Source organism: Kribbella sp. NBC_01484 (assembly GCF_036227145.1).
In the GTDB taxonomy this organism is placed as follows: domain Bacteria; phylum Actinomycetota; class Actinomycetes; order Propionibacteriales; family Kribbellaceae; genus Kribbella.
This window is the reverse complement of sequence record NZ_CP109437.1, coordinates 4,485,565-4,507,689: the sequence shown is the minus strand read 5'-3', so window position 1 is coordinate 4,507,689 and position 22,125 is coordinate 4,485,565. Positions and strand designations below refer to the sequence as shown.

27 protein-coding genes are annotated in these 22,125 nt (G+C 69.1%); 7 read left to right on the top strand and 20 right to left on the bottom strand.

The features are described 5' to 3' along the window. Positions 1 to 32 precede the first annotated feature (32 nt). The 3 genes from OG555_RS22105 to OG555_RS22095 form a co-directional block, all read right to left on the bottom strand. On the bottom strand, positions 33 to 875 hold the full coding sequence (locus tag OG555_RS22105) for a nitrilase-related carbon-nitrogen hydrolase (RefSeq protein ID WP_329474419.1): 843 nt from the start codon (positions 873 to 875) through the stop codon (positions 33 to 35). A gap of 79 nt (positions 876 to 954) precedes the next feature. Next, positions 955 to 1,632, bottom strand: coding sequence for a PhzF family phenazine biosynthesis protein (locus OG555_RS22100; RefSeq protein WP_329474418.1), 678 nt, complete (start codon positions 1,630 to 1,632; stop codon positions 955 to 957). Positions 1,633 to 1,634: 2 nt separating this feature from the next. Then, a complete protein-coding gene (locus OG555_RS22095) occupies positions 1,635 to 1,817 on the bottom strand; it encodes a hypothetical protein (protein WP_328523480.1) in 183 nt (60 codons plus the stop codon). Between the two features lie 83 nt (positions 1,818 to 1,900). Between OG555_RS22095 and OG555_RS22090 the strand changes: the two genes are divergently transcribed. Together OG555_RS22090 and OG555_RS22085 are read left to right on the top strand one after the other, a co-directional pair. Continuing rightward, positions 1,901 to 2,320, top strand: a complete 420-nt coding sequence (locus tag OG555_RS22090) for an SRPBCC family protein (RefSeq protein ID WP_329474417.1) — start codon at positions 1,901 to 1,903, stop codon at positions 2,318 to 2,320. Positions 2,321 to 2,334: 14 nt separating this feature from the next. Continuing rightward, positions 2,335 to 2,865: a TetR/AcrR family transcriptional regulator gene (locus OG555_RS22085; protein WP_328523482.1), complete on the top strand. Its 531-nt coding sequence runs from the start codon at positions 2,335 to 2,337 to the stop codon at positions 2,863 to 2,865. On the opposite strand, the gene OG555_RS22080 is transcribed toward OG555_RS22085, so the two are convergent. Both OG555_RS22080 and OG555_RS22075 read right to left on the bottom strand, forming a co-directional pair. Continuing rightward, positions 2,846 to 4,012 (bottom strand): serpin family protein, encoded by a 1,167-nt coding sequence (locus OG555_RS22080; RefSeq protein ID WP_329474416.1) that lies wholly within the window; start codon positions 4,010 to 4,012, stop codon positions 2,846 to 2,848. The genes OG555_RS22085 and OG555_RS22080 overlap by 20 nt on opposite strands. 136 nt (positions 4,013 to 4,148) lie before the next feature. Beyond that, entirely contained in the window at positions 4,149 to 5,204 is a 1,056-nt protein-coding gene (locus OG555_RS22075) for a serpin family protein (RefSeq protein ID WP_329474415.1), read from the bottom strand. 33 nt (positions 5,205 to 5,237) lie between these two features. Between OG555_RS22075 and OG555_RS22070 the strand changes: the two genes are divergently transcribed. Further along, positions 5,238 to 5,882 carry a flavin reductase family protein gene (locus OG555_RS22070; RefSeq protein ID WP_329474414.1) on the top strand — a complete coding sequence of 215 codons (645 nt, stop codon included), beginning with the start codon at positions 5,238 to 5,240 and terminating at the stop codon, positions 5,880 to 5,882. On the opposite strand, the gene OG555_RS22065 is transcribed toward OG555_RS22070, so the two are convergent. Beyond that, positions 5,871 to 6,776: an EamA family transporter gene (locus OG555_RS22065; protein WP_329474413.1), complete on the bottom strand. Its 906-nt coding sequence runs from the start codon at positions 6,774 to 6,776 to the stop codon at positions 5,871 to 5,873. The two genes, OG555_RS22070 and OG555_RS22065, sit on opposite strands and share 12 nt — an antisense overlap. 73 nt (positions 6,777 to 6,849) lie before the next feature. Here OG555_RS22065 and OG555_RS22060 point away from each other — a divergent pair, with 73 nt between their 5' ends. Beyond that, a complete protein-coding gene (locus tag OG555_RS22060) occupies positions 6,850 to 7,758 on the top strand; it encodes a LysR family transcriptional regulator (protein ID WP_329474412.1) in 909 nt (302 codons plus the stop codon). A gap of 10 nt (positions 7,759 to 7,768) precedes the next feature. Here the strand turns inward: OG555_RS22060 and OG555_RS22055 are convergent, their stop codons facing one another. Beyond that, entirely contained in the window at positions 7,769 to 8,665 is an 897-nt protein-coding gene (locus OG555_RS22055; protein WP_329474411.1) for a helix-turn-helix transcriptional regulator, read from the bottom strand. A gap of 101 nt (positions 8,666 to 8,766) precedes the next feature. On the opposite strand from OG555_RS22055, the gene OG555_RS22050 reads away from it, so the two are divergent. Then, positions 8,767 to 10,206 (top strand): MFS transporter, encoded by a 1,440-nt coding sequence (locus OG555_RS22050; protein ID WP_329474410.1) that lies wholly within the window; start codon positions 8,767 to 8,769, stop codon positions 10,204 to 10,206. A 66-nt stretch (positions 10,207 to 10,272) separates the two neighbouring features. On the opposite strand, the gene OG555_RS22045 is transcribed toward OG555_RS22050, so the two are convergent. The 3 genes from OG555_RS22045 to OG555_RS22035 are packed head-to-tail and all read right to left on the bottom strand — an operon-like array spanning position 10,273 to position 12,802. Beyond that, positions 10,273 to 10,989 carry a pentapeptide repeat-containing protein gene (locus OG555_RS22045; RefSeq protein ID WP_329474409.1) on the bottom strand — a complete coding sequence of 239 codons (717 nt, stop codon included), beginning with the start codon at positions 10,987 to 10,989 and terminating at the stop codon, positions 10,273 to 10,275. 40 nt (positions 10,990 to 11,029) lie between these two features. Continuing rightward, the gene (prfB, locus tag OG555_RS22040) at positions 11,030 to 12,151 is read right to left on the bottom strand and encodes a peptide chain release factor 2 (protein ID WP_329474408.1); all 1,122 of its coding nucleotides are present in this window, start codon (positions 12,149 to 12,151) and stop codon (positions 11,030 to 11,032) included. 18 nt (positions 12,152 to 12,169) lie between these two features. After that, on the bottom strand, positions 12,170 to 12,802 hold the full coding sequence (locus tag OG555_RS22035) for a TetR/AcrR family transcriptional regulator (protein WP_329474407.1): 633 nt from the start codon (positions 12,800 to 12,802) through the stop codon (positions 12,170 to 12,172). Between the two features lie 70 nt (positions 12,803 to 12,872). Between OG555_RS22035 and OG555_RS22030 the strand changes: the two genes are divergently transcribed. Next, complete coding sequence (locus OG555_RS22030) at positions 12,873 to 13,676, top strand: SDR family oxidoreductase (protein ID WP_329474406.1); 804 nt, start codon at positions 12,873 to 12,875, stop codon at positions 13,674 to 13,676. Between the two features lie 31 nt (positions 13,677 to 13,707). Here OG555_RS22030 and OG555_RS22025 read toward each other — a convergent pair whose 3' ends face one another. The 10 genes from OG555_RS22025 to OG555_RS21980 form a co-directional block, all read right to left on the bottom strand. Next, positions 13,708 to 14,106 (bottom strand): Tad domain-containing protein, encoded by a 399-nt coding sequence (locus tag OG555_RS22025; protein WP_328523496.1) that lies wholly within the window; start codon positions 14,104 to 14,106, stop codon positions 13,708 to 13,710. A 23-nt stretch (positions 14,107 to 14,129) separates the two neighbouring features. Next, complete coding sequence (locus OG555_RS22020) at positions 14,130 to 14,594, bottom strand: TadE/TadG family type IV pilus assembly protein (protein ID WP_329474405.1); 465 nt, start codon at positions 14,592 to 14,594, stop codon at positions 14,130 to 14,132. Further along, positions 14,591 to 14,920: a TadE family protein gene (locus OG555_RS22015; RefSeq protein WP_329474404.1), complete on the bottom strand. Its 330-nt coding sequence runs from the start codon at positions 14,918 to 14,920 to the stop codon at positions 14,591 to 14,593. Before OG555_RS22015 ends, OG555_RS22020 begins: the two co-directional genes overlap by 4 nt. 95 nt (positions 14,921 to 15,015) lie before the next feature. Beyond that, the gene (locus OG555_RS22010; protein WP_329474403.1) at positions 15,016 to 15,213 is read right to left on the bottom strand and encodes a hypothetical protein; all 198 of its coding nucleotides are present in this window, start codon (positions 15,211 to 15,213) and stop codon (positions 15,016 to 15,018) included. Positions 15,214 to 15,227: 14 nt separating this feature from the next. After that, entirely contained in the window at positions 15,228 to 16,166 is a 939-nt protein-coding gene (locus OG555_RS22005; RefSeq protein WP_329474402.1) for a type II secretion system F family protein, read from the bottom strand. Beyond that, entirely contained in the window at positions 16,163 to 17,023 is an 861-nt protein-coding gene (locus tag OG555_RS22000; RefSeq protein WP_329474401.1) for a type II secretion system F family protein, read from the bottom strand. The genes OG555_RS22005 and OG555_RS22000 overlap by 4 nt, the downstream gene beginning before the upstream one ends. Beyond that, positions 17,023 to 18,300, bottom strand: coding sequence for a CpaF family protein (locus OG555_RS21995; protein ID WP_329474400.1), 1,278 nt, complete (start codon positions 18,298 to 18,300; stop codon positions 17,023 to 17,025). Before OG555_RS21995 ends, OG555_RS22000 begins: the two co-directional genes overlap by 1 nt. A gap of 190 nt (positions 18,301 to 18,490) precedes the next feature. Beyond that, entirely contained in the window at positions 18,491 to 19,234 is a 744-nt protein-coding gene (locus OG555_RS21990) for a GntR family transcriptional regulator (RefSeq protein ID WP_329474399.1), read from the bottom strand. Between the two features lie 53 nt (positions 19,235 to 19,287). Then, complete coding sequence (locus tag OG555_RS21985; RefSeq protein ID WP_329474398.1) at positions 19,288 to 20,061, bottom strand: TIM barrel protein; 774 nt, start codon at positions 20,059 to 20,061, stop codon at positions 19,288 to 19,290. Further along, a complete protein-coding gene (locus tag OG555_RS21980) occupies positions 20,058 to 21,080 on the bottom strand; it encodes a Gfo/Idh/MocA family oxidoreductase (RefSeq protein WP_329474397.1) in 1,023 nt (340 codons plus the stop codon). The genes OG555_RS21985 and OG555_RS21980 overlap by 4 nt, the downstream gene beginning before the upstream one ends. A gap of 97 nt (positions 21,081 to 21,177) precedes the next feature. On the opposite strand from OG555_RS21980, the gene OG555_RS21975 reads away from it, so the two are divergent. Continuing rightward, positions 21,178 to 22,125 carry a LacI family DNA-binding transcriptional regulator gene (locus OG555_RS21975; RefSeq protein WP_329474396.1) on the top strand — a complete coding sequence of 316 codons (948 nt, stop codon included), beginning with the start codon at positions 21,178 to 21,180 and terminating at the stop codon, positions 22,123 to 22,125.

Sequence of the window (22,125 nt, the reverse complement as noted above, 5' to 3'; positions counted from 1 at the left end):
AGAGGTACGGAAGGGGTTCGAGCGGTTGGGTTCTACGGTTTCGTCACGTCTCCGTAGGCGTCGGGGCGGCGGTCGCGGTAGAACTGCCAGCGGTCGCGGACCGTGTCCAGCAGGCCGAGGTCCAGGTCGCGGACGATCAGTTCCGGATCGTGGTCGTGGCCGACGTCCCCGACGAACTTCCCCTCCGGGTCGACGAAGTACGACGTACCGTAGAAGTCGTTGTCACCGAAGTCGGACTCGATCCCGACCCGGTTGATCGCGCCGATGAAGTACTCGTTGGCCACCGCACTCGCGGGCTGCTCCAGCTTCCAGAGGTACGCCGAGAGCCCACGGCTGGTCGCGGACGGGTTGAACACGATCTTCGCGCCGGCCAGGCCGAGCGCGCGCCAGCCCTCGGGGAAGTGCCGGTCGTAGCAGATGTAGACGCCGATCCGGCCGACCGCGGTGTCGAAGATCGGGTAGCCGAGGTTCCCGGGACGGAAGTAGAACTTCTCCCAGAACCCCTTCACCTGCGGGATGTGGTTCTTCCGGTACTTGCCGAGGTACTTGCCATCGGCATCAATGACGGCGGCGGTGTTGTACAGCACGCCCGGCTGCTCCTGCTCGTACACCGGGAGCACCATCACCATCCCGAGTTCCTTGGCCAGCGCGGCGAACCGCTCGGTCGTCGGCCCCGGCACGGACTCGGCGTACTCGTAGTACTCGGTGTCCTGGAGCTGGCAGAAATACGGCCCGTAGAACAGTTCCTGGAAACAGATCACCCGCGCTCCGGCGGCCGCCGCCTGCCGCGCGTACTCCTCATGCGCCTTGATCATGGACTCTTTGTCGCCGGTCCACGACGTCTGCACCAGCGCCGCCCTGACAACCTCAGCCACCAGAACCTCCCCAACTAGCCGAGCACCCATCCTTCATCCGCTCCCCCACACCCGTCAACGGATGCCGGATTCCGTGCGGTCAGATCGTGATGGTGCGCGGCTCGGCGGGGTGGACGTGGCCGCCTACGGTGGCGTGGGTGGGGGGATCGTAGGTGGTGTGGAGGTGGGAGCCTGCGCCTTGGACGACCAGGAGGTTGCGGGCCAGGTGGGCGGTTAGCTGGGTGACGGCGGAGCCGGTGGCTTGGTCTTCCTCGATGCCCATGGCGGGGGCGAAGGCTCGGGCTCGGATGATGCCGTTGGGTTCGTCTTGCCAGGACCAGATGAACGTATGGCCGGCCGAGTAGGACGTGAAGGTGGCGGCGAGGACGTCCTCGGGGGTCGACAGTTGGCGCCAGTCCCAGTCGCTGCCCCAGGTGGTGTTGGCGCGGACTGAGATCAGGTCGCCGTCTCGCGTGACGGGGATGTCGCCGGCCGGGACGCGGAGGGTGTCGACGGAGTGACCCTGGGAGTGGAGCCACCAGGCGACACCGACGGTGGGGTGGCCGGCGAAGGGCATTTCGGTAGTGCCGGAGAAGATCCGGATCGTGCCGGTTGCCGCGTCGTCGACGTACACGGTCTCACTGAAGCCCAGCGCGGCGGCCACGCGCAGCCGGTCGGCGGGCGGGACGAGAGCGCCGTCGATGATGCCGAGGGGGTTGCCGAACCGGCCGTCAGGGTCGGTGAAGACCCGGACGACCGCGACCTGAACCTCGGTCAAGCTCAGAAGACGGCGATCGCGGCGATGACCGCGATCAGGACCACCGCGGCGCCGACGACGGCCAGGACGCGGCCGTTCAGCTTGGGTTCGGCGGTGGCCTCGGTCTGGCCCTCGTTCACGAAGGCGCGGAACATCTGCGTGTTCGCGCCCGGGTCCTGCTCGTTCTGCACGTTCTGGTCAGCCATGGCCCCAGACCCTACCTGGCCCCTGCGGACACCCGACGGACACCCAGGGAAGCCTGACGAAGACCTGATGTACCATTTGGTACATGCGCTTCGATCATTCCAGTACGATTCAGGCCCCACCCGAGCGGGTGTGGCAGGTGTTCAGCGACGTCGAGCGGTGGCCCGAGTGGACCCCGACCGTCGATTCGGTCGAGCGGCTCGACGCCGGCCGGATCCACATCGGCGCCAAGACCCGCATCCGCCAGCCGAAGCTCCCGGTCGCGATCTGGGAGGTGACGGAACTCAAAGAGGGCGAGTACTTCGAGTGGGTCTCCAAAGCTCCCGGCATCAAGACCACCGGCGTCCACCGGGTCACCAGCACGCCGGAAGGCACGGTAGCGACGGCGACGATCATCCAGGAGGGCCCGCTCGGCTGGCTGTTCGGCAGGCTGTACGCCGGTCTCACCAAGCGGTACATCGCCACCGAGACGGAGAAGCTGAAGCAGGTCAGCGAAGGCCAGTGAGCCGCCAGAGCCTCTTGACGGATGCCGTTGAGCACTTTGCGAAGAACGGCATCGGAGACGCCAGCCTGCGGAGCATCGCCGGCTCGATCGGCACCAGCCACCGGATGCTGATCTACCACTTCGGCTCCCGGGAGGGACTGCTCGCCGAGGTGGTCCGCACCGTCGAGCAGCAACAACGCGACCTGCTTGCCACGCTCAGCCGGACCGACCGGCCGATCGCGGAGCAGGCCGACGAGTTCTGGCGCCGCGTCACCGAGGCCGCGTTGATCTACGGCCCACTGTTCTTCGAACTGAGCGCCCACGCGATGCAGGACCTTCCGCACACCGAGGCACTCAAGGGCGACCTGATCAGCGTCTGGCTGCCGCCGCTCATCGATTTGTGCGTCCGAGCGGGCATCCCGCCCGACGAGGCCCCGGCGTACGCGCGGCTCGGTCTGGCAGCCTCACGCGGCCTGCTGTTCGACCTGCTCCTCACCGGCGACCGCGTAGGGGTCGACGAGGCGTCCGCGCTGCTCAACCGGCTGTTCAGTCTCCCGGCACAGTAGGTGTCGCGACCCAGCCGGCCACGATCGGCAGGCGTGACTCCCGCAGTACGGCGGCGAACGCGAACGGCTGGTCCAGCGCGACCTCGAGCCGGCGCGCCTGCCGCGTCGGCATCGAGGTCCGCATCAGCGCCATCGAGGTGACCGCCGCGGCCTCGAACCCGGTCGCGTAGAACCGCGCGAGCACCTTCTGCTTGGCCTGCCCAACCGCGAGCGGCGTCGGACTGATCGCACTGAAGTGACCGTGCTCGCCGGGATCCGTGGTGACAGCGCTCAGCCCGAACAGCTCACGCAACGCCAGCAGATCGTGCTCCGCCTCGACGTTGAACGCCGGCAACGTCAGCTTCAGGTCCTGTCGCAGCGCCGTGGTCTGCCCGACCTTCACCCCGGGCGCGAGCTGCGTGCCGGGCTGACCCTCGTCGATCAGCTGACTTCCGGGTACGCCGTCAGCCGGCCGAGCCGCGGCCCCGAGCAAACCCGTGAGTACGTCGGCCTGCCCACCCGAGCCGACTCCGAGCAGTACGTCGACATCCGCGTCGCCGCGCACCGTGATCACGGTCAGGTCGTCGTAGCGCCGTACGGCGTCGAGGTCGTTGTCGACGCGCTCCAGCCAGTGCCACGAGCCGCCGGACCACGGACCATTGTGCACACGCTTGATCTGCTCGGTGAACGGGCGGACCCAGGTCGTGCGCAGCGACAGGGCCGACGCGAGGACGAGCATGACGTCGGGGGTGATCTCGAGCGGCATCTCGCGGATCAGGTCGTTGGTGTGCTCCGCGGCCCAGGCGTCCAGCTTCGGCTTGTCGACCGCGGACTTCCCGGTGAGCATGCCGACCAGAGGAGCCGGCAGCACGCTGTCGAAGGACTCGGCGAGCTTGAGGTGCTCGCTCACCCACACGGCCAGCGCCGCATGGAGATCGGCCGACCCGTCGATCGCCTGGATCAGTGCCAGCGCCTGCGCGGAACCCTGGTCAGCGGGTAGACCAGCGGCTGCGGCGAGCTCGGCGCGGCCTGGTTCGTCGGCGGCTGTCGCCAGGATCGCGAGCAGCGGCCAGAGGCCGAGCCCCGACACGACGGTGTTCCCCGCCGGGAGTTCCCGAGCCCAGCGGGTGGTGAGGTCGTTGACTGCGCGCACCACGTCGGCATCCATACCGTCCACCCTGCCACCTGGCTGGCTGCAGCGCGGACGCGCAGGCCATCACAATCTCCCCAACGTTCGCCAGTCCCGCCTGGAGCCTCGGGACACCAGGCCTTTGTGATGGCCTGGCGGTCCGAGCCACCTGTCGTCATGCACCGGCGACCCACCCGGCGACCACGGGGATTCCGGTCGGCCGATGGACCGCGATGAAGCCAAACGGTCCCTCCAAGGAGACGAGTAGGGCCTTGGCGCCTGGTGTTGGGGCGGACCCGGCGGCCATGGCCATTGCGGTGACGGCGGCTGCCTCGAAGCCGGTGGCGGAGAAGCGTGCCATGACGGCCTGCTTGGCCTGGTCGACGGCGAGGGGCTGCGGACTCAGCCCAGGGAAATGTCCTTGGCTGCTGTCCATCGCCGTTCGCAGACCGAACACCCCGGGATGCTCGAGCAAATCGTGCTCCGCGTCGACCTCGAAGTACGGCAGCGACAGGATGACGCTCGGCACCGGCGACATCGACGCGATCACCTCCAGAGCCGGCGCGGACCCTTCCCGGGCCAGCAACTCCGCCCCACTCACCCCGTCCCCGCTCAGCTCGAGCGCAGCCGCGAGTACGGCGCCCCGACCGGCCTCGCCCGCCACCAGGCGTACGTCGAACTCCCCGGTGCCGACGACCGTGACGACGGTGAGCGGACCGGCCGGACTCTCGAACACGCGAACCGTGTCGAGGTCATAGTCGGTCCGGCTCAACCAGCGACGCTCGCCGCGCGGGTACCCGACAAACGGCAGCGCCCACTTGGTCCTCAACGCCAACGCGGACGCCAGCACCAGGAGCACATCCGGGTTGAGCTCGATCGGCATCCGCCGTACCAGACCGTCGGTGTGCTCGACCACCCACGCGTCCAGCGCTGCCTGATCGGTCAACGTGCCCCGGACCTCCGGCGGCAGGAATCGGTCCACACCCGGCTGCAGCTCGATCTCCGGTCGCGTCCACAGGCCCAAGGCCATCCGGAGTTCGGGCGTCTGCAGGAGTCCGCCGTACCGTCCACCGGCGGCTTCGGCGAGCTCGGTGCGCGCGGGGTCGTCGGCGAGCTCGGCGAGGATCGCGAGGAGTGGCTGGACTCCGAGACCGGAGACGACGGTGCTGCCCTCGCCGGGGAGGTTCTCGATCCAGCCTGCGGTCAGTCGGCTGACTTGGTGAGGGTCCACTCACACATCCTGGCGCACCGACGTTCCATCAGCGTGAAGCGAACCGTTGAACCCAAGGTCCTGTACTTCGGCACGCCGGTCGTGCTGATCAGCTCCCGCAACCCGGACGGCAGCACGAACCTCAGCCCGATGTCGTCGGCCTGGTGGCTCGGCTACACCGCGATGCTGGGGATGGGCACCAGCGCCCAGGCCGTCAAGAACCTCACCGAGCGGCCCGAGGTGGTCCTCAACCTGGTCGATCCGGACATGGTCGCCGCCCTCGACCGGATCGCGTTGCTCACCGGGTCGGAGCAGATGTCCGACGCCAAGCGCGCCCGCGGCTATCGCTACGAGCCGGACAAGTTCGCGGCGGCCGGGCTGACCCGCGAGCCGGGTGACCTGGTCGATGTCGACGCGGTCCAGGAGAGCCCGATCAACCTCGAGGGCCGGATCGTGAACATCCACGACATCGGCGGACCCGACTCGCACCTGTGTGCTCTGGAGATGAAGGTCGAGCGCGTGCACGTCCGCGAGGACCTGTTGATGAGCAACGACCGCTACATCGACCCGCTCCGCTGGGATCCGCTGATCATGAAGTTCACCGAGTACTTCGCCGGCGGTGCGCCGGCGTACGAGTCCTCGCTGGCCCGCGGCTGGCAGATGCCGCCGATGCGGCTGCCTGTCGGATCAGACAGCTGACTCCACCACGACCCGCTCGCCGGACGCCGCCGCGCGCGGGGTCCGGCGCCGGATCACCGTGCACGCCATCCCACCGATCACCAGGACCGCCGCGATCCCCTGCTGCAGGCCGACTGCCTCGCCGCGCAGCAGCCAGGCAGCCGCCATCCCGACGATCGGCACCAAGAGGGAGAACGGCGCCACGGTGCTGGCGTCGTACTGGCGCAGTAGATAGCCCCAGACGCCGAAGCCGAACAGCGTGGCAGCGAAGGCGACATAGGCGATCGCACCGACGCCGGTGAGCCTGATCCCGTGCAGCGCGTCCAGGTCCGCCTGCGCGCCCTCGGTGAGCAGGGACAACAGCAGCAGCGGCACGACGGCTACCGCGCTGACCCAGATCATGAAGCGCAACGTGTCCTGCGGCTTCGCGTAGCGGGTGATCGTGTTGGAGACTCCCCAGAACGCGCCGGCCGCGATCACCAGCGCGAGTGCACCCAGCGGAGCGGACAGCCCGTGATCGAGCATGATCAGGACCATGCCGAAGCAGGCGATCAGGATGCCGGCGATCTGCGCCAGCCGCGGCCGTTCGCGCAGTACGACGATCGCGAACAGGACCGTGAAGATCACCTGGCACTGCAGCACCAGCGACGCCAGGCCGGCCGGGACGCCGTTCTTCATCGCGATGAAGAGCAGCCCGAACTTCGCTACCCCGAGCGCGAGGCCGACGCCGATCACGTACCGCCAGGCCACCCGCGGCTTGCCGAGCAGGAAGATCGCCGGGACGGCGGCGAAGAGGAAGCGCAGCGCGGAGAACAGCAGCGGCGGGAAGCCTTCCAGCCCGACCTCGATGACGACGAAATTGACACCCCAGACGACAACGACGGCGAGCGCGAGCAGCAGGTCACGAGGCTTCATGCGGTCCAGTCTGGGCGGGACTACACTTAAGGACCAGCACTGATTGCTACCGCCTTCGATGTAGGAGTGCTACATGATCGATCTCGGCAGGCTCCGCGCTCTGCACGCCGTCGCTCAGTACGGCTCGGTCAATCGCGCGGCCGAGGTGCTCGGATACACACCGTCGGCGGTGTCGCAGCAGCTGGCCAAACTGGAGCGGGAGACGCGCACGACGCTGGTCGAGCGCCAGGGACGCGGGATCGTCCTGACCGACGCGGCGCGGGAGCTGGCAGCGACGGCATCGCGCATCCTCGAGCTGGTCGAGGATGCCGAGCTGACCCTGGAGGAGCAGCGCGGGCAGGCGATCGGCACGCTCAGCGTCGCCGCGTTCCCGACGGCCGCCCGAGGATTGTTGCCGCCGGCCCTGGCACGGTTGATCGACGACAATCCGGGACTCGACGTCCGCGTCGTCGAGACCGATCCGTTCGAGGCCGTTGCCGCGGTCAACCGTGGCGAGGTCCACGTCGCAGTCGTCCACGACTGGCACAACGCGCCGCTACGCCTGCCGGAGGGCTTGTCGCGCGTGAAGCTCGGATCGGATCCCGCTGACGTGCTGATCCCCGCGACGCATCGCCTGGCAGGCAAGGAGTTCGTCCGCGCGGAGGATCTGGTCGGCGAGCGGTGGATCTGCCAGCCGGCCGGGTCGATCTGCCACGAATGGCTGGTCCGGACGATGCGTCGCGCCGGCGTCGAGCCGAACGTCGCCTACTCGGTCGCGGAGTACCAGACCCAGCTGGCCATGCTTGCCCGCGGCATCGGTATCGGCCTGCTCCCCCGGCTCGGCCGCGGCCCGATCCCCGACGGTGTGGTCGTCGTACCGCTCCAGCCCGCCCCGAGCCGCCGCCTGTACGCCGTCTGGCGCACGACCACCGCCCGCCGCCCGGCGATCGCCGTCACCCTCCAGACCCTCAAGGCAGCCTGGCCGGCCCGCGACACCGCCTGATCGGATCTGCTCAGTCGGTCCCGACGAGGACTCGGAGTTTGGCTTCGGTGGCCTCGTCGGCGGCGGTGTAGACCGTCGCCCGGATCTGTCCGAGCTGCGACAGCCAGAGGTTGACCGGCTCGATCCGCAGTACGCCGGCCTTCGCGTTCTCCAGCAACTTGATCCGGGTGCTCGGCGCGGCCACCTCGTACCGCTCCCACAACTCCGCGAACAGCTTCGACCCCGCGAGCAGCCGCGCGACCATGTCCTGCCAGGCCGGCTCGCCCACGTGGTCGGCCATCGCCGCCCGGAACCCCGCGACCATGTGCAGCTTCATCGACTCGGACTCGACGAAGTTGCAGCGCCACTCGTTCGACACGAACGTCACCCAGAGCATGTTGCGTTCCTCGACCGGGATCTCGTGCAGGTCCAGCACCACGCGGCAGTACGCCTCGTTGAACGCGAGGATGTCGTAGCGCGCGTTCAGGACCAGCGCCGGGTACGGCGAGACTGCGTCGAGCGTCTTCTGGAGCGACGCGGGCAGCACCGCGCACTCACCCCGCGCCGGACCGAGCTGAAGCCCCGCCAAGGTGAACAGGTGATTGCGCTCCTGCCGGTCGAGCCGCAACGTGTTGGCCACCGCTTCCAGCACCTGCGCCGACACGTTGATGTCCCGCCCCTGCTCCAACCACGTGTACCAAGTCACGCCCACCCCCGCGAGCAGTGCCACCTCTTCCCGCCGCAACCCCGGCGTCCGCCGCCGCCCACCTGGCGCAAACCCAACCTCGTCCGGCTGAATCCGCTCCCGCCGGCTCCGCAGGAACACCCCGAGCTCCCGCCGCTGCTCACCCTTGTCCACAGCAGGGCCCGCAGACACCCCCCGCAGCACGCGAACAGAACTGTCGGTGGCGGCTGGAACAGTTGTCATGGCACCATCATGCGTGCAAGCGCATCCTGGTTCCAGGTGGTGGCAATACCAGGATAAACAGACTCTTAGTACCCGGCTTCCGGCGGGCGCAGGGTGGAGGCATGACAGACCAGCTCCAAGCCGCCACCACCCCGGTCGCCGCCCGGCCGCGTGCCGCCGCGTCGCCGCTGGGGCCGGTGGCCTTGACCACCTTGCTCTTCGGCGCCTTCCTGCCGATGCTCTCCTTCTTCATCATCAACGTCGCCCTGCCGGCCATCGGCTCGGACCTGAGTGCGTCGTCCGGCGAGCTGCAACTCGTCGTCGGCAGTTACGGCATCGCCAACGCCACTCTGCTGGTCGTCGGCGGTCGCCTCGGCGACGGTTTCGGCCGCAAGCGCCTGTTCCTGATCGGCCTGACCGGCTTCACCGTGATGTCGCTGATCTGCGCCATCGCCCCGACCATCGGCGTACTCCTCGCGGCCCGCGTCGTCCAGGGCGCCACGGCCGCCGCCATGACCCCGCAGGTCCTCGCGTCGATCTCCAGCCTCCTCACCGGCGAACACCGCGCCCGCGCGATGGCGATGTTCGGTGTCGCCGGCGGTGCCGCGGCCGCACTCGGTCAGATCCTCGGCGGCGTACTGGTCGAGGCCAATGTCTTCGACCTCGGCTGGCGGGCGGTGTTCCTCGTCAACGTCCCGGTCGGCCTCCTGGCCGTCGTAGCCGCGATCCGGCTGCTGCCAGAGACCAAGGCCGACAAGGCCCAGCGCGTCGACCTCGTCGGCGCCGCACTGCTCGCACTGACCCTGGTGCTACTGCTGCTGCCGCTCACCGAGGGCCGACCGCTCGGCTGGCCACTCTGGACCTGGGTCTGCCTCGCCGCGACGATTCCGGCCGTAGTGGTGCTCGGCCTGCACCAGCACCGCTCAGAGCAAGCCAGCAAGTCCCCACTGATCCCGCCGACCGTCCTGCGGCTGCGCGCGATGCGGATCGGCCTCCTGCTGGCGGTGGCGTTCTTCACCACCTTCGGTGGCTTCATGTTCGTGTTCGCGCTCGCCACCCAGGGCGAGGCGCATATGTCGCCGCTGGAAGGCGGTCTGAGCCTGCTGCCGATGGCGGTCGGGTTCCTGATCACCTCGATCTACGGCCCGCGTCTGCAGGTGCGGTACGGCGCCGGCCTGATCCTGCGCGGGTGGATCATCCAGGCCGTCGGCTACTCCCTGCTCGCGATCGTCGCCCTCACCATCTGGCCGGACGTGAACCCGTGGAAGCTCGCCGTACCGATGCTGGTCGCCGGCTTCGGCTCCGGACTGGTCATGGTGCCGCTGATCGGCGTCGTGCTCGGTCAGGTCCCGGGGGCCCAGGCAGGCCTCGGTAGCGGCATCCTGCTCACCAGCCAGCAGACCTGTCTCGCCCTCGGCGCGGCCACGGTCGGTACGGCGTACCTGTCACTGGCCGGCACGTCATGGGGCCAGGGCGGAGCACTCGCCGCAGTGGCGATCGCCGTCACCGCCATCTCCCTCCTCATGACGCCAGTCACCCACCAACTGCGCTCCCGCCCCTAAGAGCTCCTTACGTCCGAAGAATCGTGGCCTATAGACCACAGTTCTTCGGACGTAAGGGATTGTCGGTCACCAGTGGGAGGGGCGGGTGACGGACGGGGGTAGCTTGGTGGTGCGGTCGCCTCGGCCCGCGTTGACCTGGGACTGCGTGAGGAAGAGGGCGCCGGTCAGGTCCGCGCCGCGGAGGTCGGCGTCGCGAAGATCGGCGCCGATCAGGTCCGCCTGGCGAAGGTCCGCGTCACGCAGGTCGGCGGCGATCAGGTACGCGCCGCGCAGGTTGGCCTTCGCGAGGTCGGCACCACGGAGACGGGCGCCGATCAGGTCGGCGCCGCGGCGGTCCTTCTTCTTGCTCTGCTTGCCACGGACGAGCTGACTCGTCTTCAGCAGCAACTCGTTGACCGCGGCCCGCTCCGCGTCCACATCCACCGTGGTCAGGTCCGCCGTACGACTCACACCTTCAACCCGGTCGATCGCGGCGCGCACCTCGGCCTCGAAAGCCTTGTATTCAAGGGCCTCCGTGAGATACCACAGCAGTTCGTGCAGCTGGCGCAGGATCGGCAGGGCCGCGAACATCGCCTGCCCCGGCTGCTCCCGCCAGCTCGTGCCGGCGCGCCGGGAGATCTCCTGACCGGCGCCGAAGCAGTCGTAGACCGTGCAGCCCGGGAAGCCCTTCGAGCGCAGCCGGCTGTGAATGCCGCACCGGAAGTCGGTGGACAGATTCGGGCAGGCCTCGCCCGCGGGCTTGTCGATCGCGAAGTCCGCCGACCTGCTGAACGTCAGCGCCACACAGCAGAGGCCGAAGCAACTACCGCAGTCGGCGCGGAGGTCAGTTGTGCTCGGCAACCGTTTGGCCGGTGCGGCGCCAGCGGATGCCGGCCTCGATGAAGTCGTCGATCTCGCCGTCGAAGACGCCGGACGTGTTGCCGGACTCGTACTGCGTCCGCAGGTCCTTCACCATCTGGTACGGGTGCAGCACGTACGACCGCATCTGGTCACCCCACGAGCCCTGCACGTCACCGCGCAGCGCGTCGATCTGGGCCCGCTCCTCGGCCTTCTTCAGCGCCAGCAGCTTGGCCTTCAGGATCACCATCGCGGAAGCCTTGTTCTGCAGCTGGGACTTCTCGTTCTGGCAGGAGACCACGGTGCCGGTCGGGATGTGGGTGATCCGGACCGCGGAGTCGGTCGTGTTGACGCTCTGACCACCCGGGCCGGACGACCGGTACACGTCGATCCGCAGCTCTTCCTCGGGTACGTCGATCTCGTCGGTCTGCTCGAGCACCGGGACCACCTCGACCGCCGCGAACGACGTCTGCCGGCGGCCCTGGTTGTCGAACGGCGAGATCCGGACCAGTCGGTGCGTACCCGACTCCACACTCAGCGTGCCATACGCGTACGGCGCCTTGACCCCGAACGTGGTCGACTTGAGCCCGGCCTCCTCGGCGTACGACGTGTCGTAGACCTCGGTCGGGTAACCGTGCCGCTCGGCCCAGCGCAGGTACATCCGCTGGAGCATCTCGGCGAAGTCCGCCGCGTCCACACCGCCCGCGCCGGAGCGGATCGTGACCAGCGCCTCGCGCTCGTCGTACTCACCGGACAGCAGCGTGCGGACCTCGAGGGACTGGATCGCCTTGCTCAGCGGACCGAGATCCTTCTCCGCCTCGGCCATGCTGTCGGAGTCGTTCTCCTCGCGGCCGAGCTCGATCAGTGCACCGAGGTCGTCGAGGCGGCCGCGCAGCGTGGTCACCCGCTCGACATCGGACTGCAGGCTGGACAGCCGGGACGTCACCTTCTGCGCGTTCGCCTGGTCGTCCCACAGGTCGGGTGCCGCGACCGCCTCACCGAGCTCGGCGATCTCCTTGCGCAGGGAATCGAGATCGAGCACCTTCTCGATCGAGGTCAGCGTCGCGTCGAGCTGCTTGAGCTCCGCGTCAAAATCCAGTCCAGCCACAACCAAGCAGCGTACCCGCTAGGCGGTGATTGCCGGTAAACCTAGGCCATGCCGCAGTACGCCGAAGACATAGGCGACCGCCTTCTCGAGCTCGACCCGCACCTGTTCGAGGTCGGCCGCGGACGCCGTGTCGGGCAGTAGGCGCAGCAGTTCTTCTTCCAGGACCTTCAGCGCGCCCGCGAACTGAGCGGCGATCAGCCGGTTCCGCAGATGCTCGGGGCGCCGCTCGTCGAGGGCGGCGGTCAGCAAAGTCTCGAGTTCCGCCGCGTTCAGGCGACGACGGGCCAGCAGGGCCGGGCTGTCCTCGATCGTGCGAACGAACTGCTTCCAGGTCGCCAGATGCCCGACCTCCAGCCGGTCCCGGATCCCGGCCAGATAGCTCGCCTCCAGCACATCGACCGGATCCGCGTCGGCCGCCGCCTCCCGGATCGCCCGCGCCGGACCGCGCCACCACCCCTGCTCGTCGAAGAACAGGTCCTCCTTGGTCGGGAAGTGATTGAACACCGTCTGTACGGCGACATCCGCTGCGCGCGCCACCTCCGCCACGGTCACCGCGTCGAAGCCGCGCTCCAGGAACAGCGTGGTCGCGACGTCCGAGATGACCTGCCGGGTCTGCCGCTTCTTCCGCTCCCGGCGCCCGCTGTTCTCCATTGCACCGAGGGTAGGGCATCTGCTTTACTTCCTCCAATCTTGTAGTCACTACATTTTTGGAGCACATCCAATGACAATTCTCGTCACCGGCGGCCGCGGCAAGATCGCCCGCGCCGTCGCCACCGGCCTCACCGCCGCCGGTCACGACGTCCGCGTCGCCTCCCGCGAACCCTCGACCCTGGGAGCTGCTGCGGTCAGCTATCACCCGGCCGACCCCGGTCCCGCGCTGCACGGCATCAGCCAGGTGTTCCTGTACTCCGATCCGTCCTCGGCGCCGGCGTTCGCCGCGGCCGCCGACGCCGCCGGGGTGAAGCAGGTGGTGATGCTCTCGTCGCTGTCGTCGCTCGGCGGTCCCGAGGACCCGCATGCAAGGACCGAACGCGTCATTGCCGGCGGGTCCTACGCGACCACCCGGCTGCAGCCCGGCGCGTTCATGAGCAATGCGAAGTTCTGGTCACACCAGGTCCGCGCGACCGGGCAGATCCGGCTGCCGTACCTCGACGCCGAAGAGGCGCCGATCCACGAGCAGGACATCGCCGACGCCGCGCTCCGTGTCCTGCTCGACGGACCGGGCAACGGCCACGACGGCCGCGGCTACCCGCTCACCGGCCCGGAGTCCATGACCCGGCGGCACCAGATCGCGCTGATCACCCAGGTCACCGGGGCGCCGATCGAGGCTGTCGATCTCACCCCTGACCAGGCCCGGGCCGAGCTGCAGCTGCGCGACCCCGGCCAGCGCGAGACGTTGCTCGCCTACTGGGCTTCCCAGGTCGGCAGGCCGCAGCCGATCAAGCCCGGCGTCGAACTACTGACCGGCCACCCGGCCCGCACCTTCACCACCTGGCTGAACGACAACCCAGGCCTCTTCGCCTGACCGAGCAAACCCACGGCATGATCCGCGGACGTCAACGGATCGGCACGACGGCGGCGGCTTCCGAGGCGATGTCGGAGGAGCCGGGCCAGCCGGGCGGCTCGAACGGCAGGTCGACGGACGACGTGAGCCGCACGGTCACCGTCGTACCGGCGACGTCGGCCGACCAGTCCAGGCCGTCGAATCTGTTGCTCGCGGCAACCTGATCCAGATACTCGGCGGTCAGCCGGCGCGCCTCGTCCGGGTCGAGCTCGGCGTTCCCGTCCGCGGCCGGCTGAGCGTAGATCGCCGCCAGCCCGTTGGCCGCCGCCAGCACTGCCCCGTCCGCGGTCGCGTCCAGGTCCCGGCGGACCAGGAACACCTTCGAGATATCGGTGACCACGACGATCATCAGCAGGATGATCGCGGTGAACCCGATGATCAGGACGGTCATCTGACCCTGCTCGTCCCGGCGCCTCATCCGTCGCCCTTGGCTTCGCGGTAATCGCCGTACGGCTCGGTGTGGGAGGCGCTGATGTGGATCGCCGGGGGTTCACCGCCGAGGGCGTCCGGGATCAGTGGCAGGCGTACTTCGGTGTCTAGGGTGACCGTCACGGTCGAGCCGGGCTCGAGGCAGGCGGGATCGCAGGTGATCCGGAGTTGGTCAGGGCTCAGCTCCATCCCCTGGTCCTTCATCGCCAGGCGCGCCGCGTCGAACGCCCGCGCGCGAGCGTCGTCCTCCGACAGCCCGGCCGGCACGATGATGAACGCCCGCCCGGCCGCCCGGGTTGCCGCGGTCGCGCCGTACGAGGCCCGCTGTACGTCGAAGACCGCGAGCATCACGTACACCAACGGAACCATCAGCAGGATCGCCAGCCAGGAGAACTCCACCACCGCGCTCCCGCGCTCGTCGCGCCGGCGGAAGATCCACCAGGTGCTCATTCGCCGGTCTCCTTCACGGCGTGCCCTTCGACGCTGAAGTCGATCCCGGGACCCCACAGACCGAGCGGTGGCATGTGCGCCTTGACCACGACCAGCACACCCGGCTGCCCGTCGACGTCGGTCTCCTCGGCGGACACCGAGTCGATCAACTGGTCCCGCACCACGCCGCCGACCAGCTCCCGTGTCCGCGATTCACCGTCGGCAGGCACCCGGTTGAGTACGGCCGCATAGTGCGCGCCCTCCGATGCCGCGGCCGTCACCGTGTTGCGCACATACAGGTACAGCCCGACCTGCAGGATCCCCAAGAACAAAGGGACTACGAGCATCGAGACCAGCACGAAATCCACCACCGCCGACCCACGCTCGTCGCGTGACCGCGGCGCAGACCGGCCCGCGGCCGAGCGGGGGTGGGCGGAACGCATCACTTGTTGCCGACGGAGTCCAACGCGTCTTGGAGCATTCGCTGCAACTGCGTGCCGGCGAGCTGCCAGATCGCGACGACCAGACCGGCCGTCATCACCGTGATGAGCACCCAGCCGGGGACATCGCCGCGTTCCCTGCGGGCCTCGCGTGGCTTCAGCAGCACCGCCAGGAACAGTCTGGTCAGGAGTAGGGACATGAGTTCTCCTCAGTTCATCCGGCGATCAGCCGGATTCCGACAGCGCCTGGATAGAAGGCGAAGGCGATGGTCACCGGCAGGACCAGAAAGATCACCGGGACCATCATGGCTACCTCGCGGCGTGCGCCGGACTCGATCAGCTCGCGCCGCCCCGCCTCACGAATGTCACCGGCCTGCGCCCGCAGGACGTCGGCCAGCGGCGTACCGCGTTCGAGCGCCACCGCCAGCCCGTCCGCGAACCGCGAGAGCGCCAGCAGACCGGTGCGATCGGCCAACCCATCCAGCGCGCGGACCAGCGTCTCCCCTGCCCGGGTCTCGGCCAGGACACGTTTCAGTTCGTCCGCCAGCTCACCCCGGCACGATCGCGCAACCCGGTCGAGGGCCCCGGCCGGACCCTCACCGGCGGCCACCGACAACGCGAGCAACTCGGCCACGGTCGGCAGCTCGACGAGCAGCCGGCGCTCGCGACGCCGTACCTGCGAGGTGAGATAGGTGTCTCGGGCAAGCACTCCGAGGACACCGAGCAGACTGCAGAACACCAGCATCCCGATCGGGTTGCCGGTGCCGAGCGACAGTGCGACGACCGAGACGACCAGCGCGCCGCCGAACGCGACGGTCCCCCACAGCAACTGCTCGATCCGGAATTCCTCGACCGTCCGCTCCACCCCGGCCCGCGCCAACCGCCGGCGGATCGAGTTCGCCCCGCCGAGCAGACGCTCCAGCCGCTGCGCACCCGACCGCAGCGACGGCCCGAACAACCGCAGGATCGCGTGGAACGGCGAACCCGAGTTCACCACCCCCACGAACGCCTCGGGCCCGCCGAGATCACGCAGGTACGGCGAGATCCGCTCGTCGGCCGTCGGCCTCCGCAAGAACGGCAACCGCCGTACGACGACCAGCAGGCTGGCACCGAACAGCGCCCCGACGAGACCGCCCATCAGCAACGGACTCATCGCAACACCCGCTCGGGCTCGGGCAACCGGCCGATCCGCAGCATCAACCGATACGCGACCACACAGACCACCGCGCCCGCACCGATGATCACCGCGCCCATCGCGGAGTTGTAGCGCTGGATCACATCGCCCTGGAAGGACAGCAGCGCCAGCACCAGCCACGGCGCGGCCACCGCGACGCGGGCGCCGTTGACCGACCACGACTGTCGCGACTCGAGCTCGGACCTGGTCCGGGCGTCGTCGCGCAGGAATGACGACAGCGACCGAAGCAACCGGCCGAGATCCCCGCCACCGACCTCGCGCGCGATCCGCAACGCCTCGACCACGCGATCGCCGACCGGATCCGCGAGCCGTGCCTTCAATCGATCCAGCGACTCCGCGAACCGGCCCGTCGACGCGTAGTCCGCTCCGAACCGCCGGAACGGTTCGCGCAATGGCAGCGGCCCCCGCTCACCCACCTGAGCCAGCGCCTCGGACAGCGACAGTCCGGCCCGCACCGCCGACGCGATGTTGTCCACCACGTCCGGCCACAGCTCCCGGAACTCGGCCAGCCGCTTCCGCGCCCGGCTCCGCACCAAGGCGATCGGCATCCCGCCGGCCATCAGACCGAACACCACACCGACCGGCCACGCCCCCGACACCACGAGCATCAGCAGGAATCCGGCCAGTCCAGTGATCACGCACGCGCCGATGAACGCGGCCGGCGTCACGCCTTCGATCCCCGCGCTCGCGAGCAACTCCCGGCTCCGGGCGATCAACCGCCCGTCCGTGGCCGGCTGGGAATCCCCCGGCGCGACGAACGCCGCGATGATCAGCAGCAACCCGATCCCGAAGAACAACCCCAGCAGGAGCCCCATCAGCCGACACCTCGCGGCAATTCGGTCAGCAGCCCGGCCAGGTTGTACCCGGCCTGCAGGAACCGCTCGGGATGCGGCAGATGTCCCTCGGCCCGGCGGAGATGCCCGTCGACGGTGCCGAACAGCGTCTCGGTCTCGATCGCCTGCTCCTCGATCCGCCCGCTCACGCCCACGATCTCCCGCACTCGCCGCTGCCCGTCCGCCCCGATCCCGAGGTGTACGACGAGATCCACGCAGCCGGCCACCGTCGGCAGCACGAACCGGGATCCGATGTTCTCTCCCGCGAGCAACGGCAGCGTGCACATCTTGGTCAGCGCCTCGCGCGCCGAGTTCGCATGGATGGTGCACATGCCGGGGAGGCCGCTGTTCAAAGCCAGGAGCAGATCCAGGCATTCCTCCCCGCGCACCTCGCCGACGATCAGCCGCGACGGCCGCATCCGCAGCGACTCCTTGACCAGGTCGCGCAGCCGCACCTCGCCGGTGCCCTCCAGACCTGCCTGCCGGGTCTGCATCGACACCCAGTCGGGGATCGGCAGCTTGATCTCGAAGACCTCCTCGCAGCTGATCACCCGCTCACTGCCGGGGATCGAGCCGGCCAAGGCGTTCAGCATCGTGGTCTTGCCGGCCTGCGTGCCGCCGGAGACGAGGACGTTGAGACCGACCGCGACCGCGGCCTCCAGCACCGCACCCGCATGCGGTGTCAGCGAGCCGAGCGCGACCAGATCGCTCAGCCGGGTGGCGCGGACGGTGAACTTGCGGATGTTGATCGCCGCATACCGCTGGGTGATGCCACCGAGCACGATGTGCACGCGGCTCCCGTCCGGCAGCCGGGCGTCCGTGAACGGCTGGGACACGTCGATCCGCCGGCCGGTGGTCTTGAGCATCCGCTCCACCAGATCGCTGACCTCCTCCTCGGTCAGCACGGTCGTGGTCAGCTCGTGCCGGCCCTCGCGGGCGATGAACACCCGGCTCGGCTCGTTGATCCAGATCTCTTCGACGGTCGGGTCGTCCAGGAACCGCTGCAACGGCCCGAAGCCCGCGACCCGGTCGTGCACCTCCCGGCTGACCGCCTCCAGGTCACCGATCGGCGGCACCACACCGGTCAGGCTGCGCTCGTCGTACTCGCGGACGACGGTGGCGACGATCGCGTTCACCGCGCCCGGATCACGGAGCGGATCGATGCCCTCCCGGCGCACCACATCGCGCACCTGGGCGTCGATCAGCTCGACCGCGCCGTCCCAGCCCGACCGGCGCGCGGCGAGTCTGTCGGCTGTCATCGGTCTCCCCGTGTATGTCCCGTCTGGCGACCACGCGGTCACCATGCGCGACCATCCTTTCAACCGTGGGGCACCCCGCGCCACTCGCATCCGGCGCCCTGTGGACAACCGTGACATGCGAGAGGCTCACTGACCGTATCCATCGCGTCACGACGAGGTCCAGAAACTTGCAGCTTGTTGCAATCCCGCCTCAGCGGTGGACGAGCGTGTGTTCGAAGGAGTAGCGGCTGGCGCGGTAGAGGTGGGAGCCGTACTCGACCGGCTGGCCGTGGTCGTCGTACGTGATCCGGGTGGTCGCCAGGAGTGGTGCGCCGGGCTCCTCGGACAGGAGCCGGGCCTGCTCGAGTGAGGCGGGGACGGCGGAGATGGTCTGGTGCGCCACCTTCAGCCGCACCCCTTCGGCCCGCAGCAGTTGGTAGAGACCCCGCTCGGCCAGAGTGGCCGGGTCCGTCTCCAGGAGGTCAGGCGGGAGCCAGTTCCGCATCAGCGCCAGCGGCTCGCCGTCCGCCCGCCGCAGCCGCTCCAGCCGGAGCACTCGGTCCCCCTCCTCGCACTGCAGCGCGGCAGCGACCTCAGCAGTGGCCGGAGCGACGCCGAAGCGCAGGACGTCGGTCTCCGGCTTCCGGTGCGCCGCGGCCAGGTCGTCGTACAGGCTGGTGAGCTCGAGAGAGCGCCGTACTTGGCCGGAGTTCCCCACTACCTGGGTGCCGACGCCGCGTTTGCGCACGAGCAGGCCCTGGTCGACCAGGCGGGCGATCGCCTGCCGGACCGTCGGCCGGCTCAGCCCGTACGCCTCCGCCAGGTCCACCTCGTTGCTCAGCCGGGATCCGACCGGCAGCTCACCGCCCTGGATCGCCGCCTCGAGTTGCAGCGCCAACTGCACGTGCAACGGCGTACGGCTGTTCCGATCGACCCGGACCTGGACGGTACTCATGCGCACATCCTGAAGCCTCGGCCCGATTCCGTCGACCCACCACCCGGATTTGATCAGATGGCTTCCTTTGTGAACGCGTCCCGGAAACGGCGCAGCGCGAGATCGGTGTCGACCGAGGCGAACGCTTCCAGCCCGACCGTGCCGTCATAGCCGAGCTCCCGCAGGGCGGCCGCGATCATCGGGTAGTTGATCTCCCCGGTCCCCGGCTCACAGCGGGTCGGTACATCGGCCACCTGGATCTCGCCGAGGTACGGGAACGCCTTGCGGATCAGCTCGATCAGGTTCCCCTCGCCGATCTGCGCCTGGTACAGATCGAGCATCAGCCGCAGGTGCGGATGCCCGACCGCCTCGACCAGCGCGAGCGTGTCGGCCGCCTTCCCGAACGGCACGCCGGGATGGTTGACCTCGGTGTTGAGGTTCTCCAGCACGAACATCACGCCGTACCGCTCGCCGAGCTTCGCCAGCCGCTCCAGCGTGCGCGCGGCCGTCAGCCACATCGCGCCGGTGACCTCGTACGCCGGTGTCACCGGCAACCCATCGAGCCTGAGCTCGGTGCCGTGCAGATTGAGGCGCGGGCAGCCGAGTTCCAGGGCGACATGGACGGACTGCTCGGCGGTCACCAGCAGCCGATCCTGCTCGTGGGTCAGCGAACCACCGACGTACCCGGTCATCGACGAGAACACCGCTCCGGTCTTCTTCAGCGCGGCGATGTCCTTGGACATCCAGGTCCAGATCTCGACGTCGAAACCGGCGGCGTCGATCCGCTCCACCCGTTCGGCGAAGGGCAGGTCGACGAACATCAACTCAGCACAGACAGCCAGCCTCATCGGACCTCCTCGATGCGCACCGCACGGCTCTCCTGGTAGGACGTCATCGCCGCCAGCGCGACCCGCAACGCGTTGCGTGCGTCGTGGCCGGTGACCGGCGGTACGGCGTCTCCGCGCACGACGCCGGCGAACTCCGCGAGCTCCCGCACGTAGGCGTCGTGGAACATCTCCTCGTCACTGCGGAACGTCTGCTGCTGCAGGCCGCTCACGCCGTACCGCACCAGCGGACTGCTCGGCAGGCCCCCGGCGATCACCATGCCCTTGCTCCCGAACACCTCGCCGCGGACGTCGTAGCCGTAGAGCGCGGAAAAGTTCGCCTCCGCGGTCGCGATCGCGCCGTTGTCGAAGGTGATCAGCACGACCGCGGTGTCGAGCAGCCCGTCCTCCTTGTACTGCGGGGCCACCAGCGCATCCGCCTTCGTGAAGACCTCGACCGGCCGGGCCCCGGGGTTGAACCACAGGAGCGTGTCGAAGTCGTGGATGAGCGTCTCGCGGAAGATCGTCCACGGCGGGATGCCGGCCCGCAGACCAGCCGGTCCGCCGGGGTCCCGGGTGATCGAGCGCATCAGCTGCGGCGTACCGATCTCGCCGTCCACGACGGCCTGGTGGGCCGCGGCGAAGTCCTTGGCGAACCGTCGGTTGAAGCCGACCTGGAAGGGGACGCCGGCTGCCTCGGTCGCGGCGATCGCCTGGTCGATCTCTTCGAGCGTCAGTGCGGCCGGCTTCTCGCACCAGACCGGTTTCCCGGCCGCTGCCGCGCGTTGGATCAGGTCCGGGTGAGCGGCGGCGATCGAGGTGATCACCACGCCGTCGACGTCCTTCAGCAGGCTGTCCACGTCCTGGGCCTCCGTGCCGTACCGCTCCGCGAGCTGCTGCGCCGCCTCCGGTCTGGCGTCGGCGACCGCGGCCAGCTCGGCGCCGGGGACGTCCCGCGCGATGTTGCCGGCATGCATGGTGCCGATCCGGCCGGTTCCGATCAACCCGAGCCGTACGACCGGCAGGCCGTGGTCTGTGCGCATCGGCAACCCCTTCGCGAGCAGGGACTAGAGCGCTCTAGTCATCGCTAGGGAACAATGCTTTGATGGTCCCGGTCAAGACCTTGGGAGAATCGGCGAGATGAATCACCGACCGACGATGGAGGATGTCGCGGCCCGTGCCGGCGTCTCCCGCGCCCTGGTCTCGATCGTCTACCGCGACGTGCCGGGGGCGAGCGACGAGACCCGGGCCCGCGTGTTCGCGGCCGGCGACGAGCTCGGGTACCGCCCCGACCATCGGGCCCGGCTGCTCGGGCGGCAGCGCACGCGGCTGATCGGCGTGGCCTTCGACGTTCGCCAGCCCTTCCACGGTGACCTGGTCGAGGCGCTCTACCCGGCGGCCGAGGCGCTCGGCTACGACCTCACGTTGAGCGCGGTGACCGGTTCCCGTCGGGAGGCGGTCGCGATCCAGTCCCTGCTGGACTACCGCTGCGAATCGCTCGTACTGCTCGCTCCCACCGCGCCGCCGTCCGTGCTGACCGCACTCGCCGAAGCTCAGCCGGCTGTCGTGATCGCCCGCAAAGTACGGGCCGCCGGCGTTCACGTCGTACGCACTGACGACTCGGCCGGATCTCGCCTGGCCGTGGAGCATCTGCTGTCGCTCGGCCACGCCCGAATCGCTCATGTCGACGGTGCCCGTGCTCCCGGCGCAGCCGAACGTCGGACCGGCTACACCCGGGCGATGCGCCGCGCCGGGCTCGAACCACTCGTCATCCCCGGCGGCCCGACCGAGTCCGCCGGTGCGGCAGCCGCCCGCGAGCTGCCGTCCAAGGTCACGGCCGTTGCCGCCTTCAACGATGCCTGCGGCATCGGCCTCCTGCACGCCCTGCGGGGCCGGGACGTTTCGATCATCGGGTACGACGACTCGACGCCGTCGCGCCTGGAGCACATCCAGCTGACGACCATCGCCCAGAACGCCGATCGACTCGCGGCGGCCGCACTCGGCCTCGCCATCTGCGAGGACGGTCCGCCACAAGAGGTCGTCACCGATCCGGATCTGGTCGTGCGGGCGACCACCAGGTCGCACTAG

Coding starts and splice junctions, on each gene's coding strand:
- OG555_RS21990 (WP_329474399.1), bottom strand. CDS start 19,234: ATGAGTACCGTCCAGGTCCGGGTCGATCGGAACAGCCGTACGCCGTTG.
- OG555_RS22090 (WP_329474417.1), top strand. CDS start 1,901: ATGCGCTTCGATCATTCCAGTACGATTCAGGCCCCACCCGAGCGGGTG.
- OG555_RS22060 (WP_329474412.1), top strand. CDS start 6,850: ATGATCGATCTCGGCAGGCTCCGCGCTCTGCACGCCGTCGCTCAGTAC.
- OG555_RS22015 (WP_329474404.1), bottom strand. CDS start 14,920: ATGCTCGTAGTCCCTTTGTTCTTGGGGATCCTGCAGGTCGGGCTGTAC.
- OG555_RS22065 (WP_329474413.1), bottom strand. CDS start 6,776: ATGAAGCCTCGTGACCTGCTGCTCGCGCTCGCCGTCGTTGTCGTCTGG.
- OG555_RS22095 (WP_328523480.1), bottom strand. CDS start 1,817: ATGGCTGACCAGAACGTGCAGAACGAGCAGGACCCGGGCGCGAACACG.
- OG555_RS22030 (WP_329474406.1), top strand. CDS start 12,873: ATGACAATTCTCGTCACCGGCGGCCGCGGCAAGATCGCCCGCGCCGTC.
- OG555_RS22055 (WP_329474411.1), bottom strand. CDS start 8,665: ATGACAACTGTTCCAGCCGCCACCGACAGTTCTGTTCGCGTGCTGCGG.
- OG555_RS22010 (WP_329474403.1), bottom strand. CDS start 15,213: ATGTCCCTACTCCTGACCAGACTGTTCCTGGCGGTGCTGCTGAAGCCA.
- OG555_RS22035 (WP_329474407.1), bottom strand. CDS start 12,802: ATGGAGAACAGCGGGCGCCGGGAGCGGAAGAAGCGGCAGACCCGGCAG.
- OG555_RS21995 (WP_329474400.1), bottom strand. CDS start 18,300: ATGACAGCCGACAGACTCGCCGCGCGCCGGTCGGGCTGGGACGGCGCG.
- OG555_RS22080 (WP_329474416.1), bottom strand. CDS start 4,012: ATGGATGCCGACGTGGTGCGCGCAGTCAACGACCTCACCACCCGCTGG.
- OG555_RS22000 (WP_329474401.1), bottom strand. CDS start 17,023: ATGGGGCTCCTGCTGGGGTTGTTCTTCGGGATCGGGTTGCTGCTGATC.
- OG555_RS21980 (WP_329474397.1), bottom strand. CDS start 21,080: ATGCGCACAGACCACGGCCTGCCGGTCGTACGGCTCGGGTTGATCGGA.
- OG555_RS22025 (WP_328523496.1), bottom strand. CDS start 14,106: ATGACCGTCCTGATCATCGGGTTCACCGCGATCATCCTGCTGATGATC.
- OG555_RS21985 (WP_329474398.1), bottom strand. CDS start 20,061: ATGAGGCTGGCTGTCTGTGCTGAGTTGATGTTCGTCGACCTGCCCTTC.
- OG555_RS22005 (WP_329474402.1), bottom strand. CDS start 16,166: ATGAGTCCGTTGCTGATGGGCGGTCTCGTCGGGGCGCTGTTCGGTGCC.
- OG555_RS22050 (WP_329474410.1), top strand. CDS start 8,767: ATGACAGACCAGCTCCAAGCCGCCACCACCCCGGTCGCCGCCCGGCCG.
- OG555_RS21975 (WP_329474396.1), top strand. CDS start 21,178: ATGAATCACCGACCGACGATGGAGGATGTCGCGGCCCGTGCCGGCGTC.
- OG555_RS22020 (WP_329474405.1), bottom strand. CDS start 14,594: ATGAGCACCTGGTGGATCTTCCGCCGGCGCGACGAGCGCGGGAGCGCG.